Origin of the sequence: Thalassobaculum fulvum, assembly GCF_014652915.1 — a bacterium.
In the GTDB taxonomy this organism is placed as follows: Bacteria; Pseudomonadota; Alphaproteobacteria; order Thalassobaculales; family Thalassobaculaceae; genus Thalassobaculum_A; species Thalassobaculum_A fulvum.
Genome location: NZ_BMZS01000024.1, coordinates 1 through 1,003 on the forward strand (window position 1 = coordinate 1; position 1,003 = coordinate 1,003).

Annotated in this window: 1 protein-coding gene; it reads right to left on the reverse strand. The window is 66.3% G+C overall.

Annotation, left to right across the window (positions count from 1 at the left end):
- The coding region (fliG, locus tag IE246_RS27795; protein ID WP_229837547.1) for a flagellar motor switch protein FliG at positions 1-1,003 on the reverse strand (1,003 nt) is incomplete at both ends.

The following is a 1,003-nucleotide window of genomic DNA, read 5'->3' on the forward strand; positions in this document are numbered from 1 at the left end:
ACACCAGCTGGTCGTCGCCGCCGGAGCCGCCGATGACGATCTCGCCGCGGTCGGCCAGGTCCTTGGCCGACTGCACCATGGCGGTCTGGGCGTCCTCGACGTCCTTCAGGCGGACCGGACCGAGCGCCTGCATGTCCTCGCGCATCAGCTTGGCGGCGCGTTCCGACATGTTCGAGAAGAACAGGTCCTTCAGCTCGTCCGAGGCGCCCTTCAGGGCGATCACCAGCTTGTCCTTGTCGACCGCCCGCAGCAGCGTCTGCACGCCGGCCGGATCCAGCCGCTGCAGGTCCTCGAAGGTGAACATCAGCGAGCGGATCCGCTCGGCCGCGTCCTTGTTACGCTCCTCCAGGGCCGACAGGAACCGGCTCTCGGTCGCCCGGTCCAGGTTGTTGAAGATCTCCGCCATCATCTCGTGGCTGTCGCGCCGGTTGGTGCGCGCCAGGTTGGACATGAACTCGGTGCGCAGCACCCGCTCGACGTCCTTCTCGATGTCCTTGTTGACCGCTTCCATGCGCAGCATGCGCATGACCACTTCCATGGCGAAGTTCTCCGGCAGGGTCGCCAGCACCTTGGCGGCGTGGCCCTGCTGGATCTTGCCGAGGATCACCGCGACGGTCTGCGGGTACTCGTTCTTCAGGTAGTTCGCCAGGACCTGCTCGTTCACGTTGGCGAGCTTGTCCCACATGGTCCGGCCGGCCGGGCCGCGGATCTCCTCCATGATGTCCTGGACGCGATCCTCGCCCAGTACCTTGGTCAGCAGCCGCTCGGTGGAGTCGAGCGAGCCGACCAGCGAGCCGGTCGAGGACACCTGCTCGGCGAACTCGACGAACAGCCGCTCGACGATGTTGGACGACACCGTGCCGAGGCTGGCCATGACCTGGGAGATCTCCTTGATCTCCTCGTCGTCCATCTGGCCGAACAGCTTGGCGGCCTGCTCCTCGCCCAGCGACATCAGCAGGATGGCGGCCTTCTCCGGGCCGGTGATGCTGCGGTAGTCCTCGCG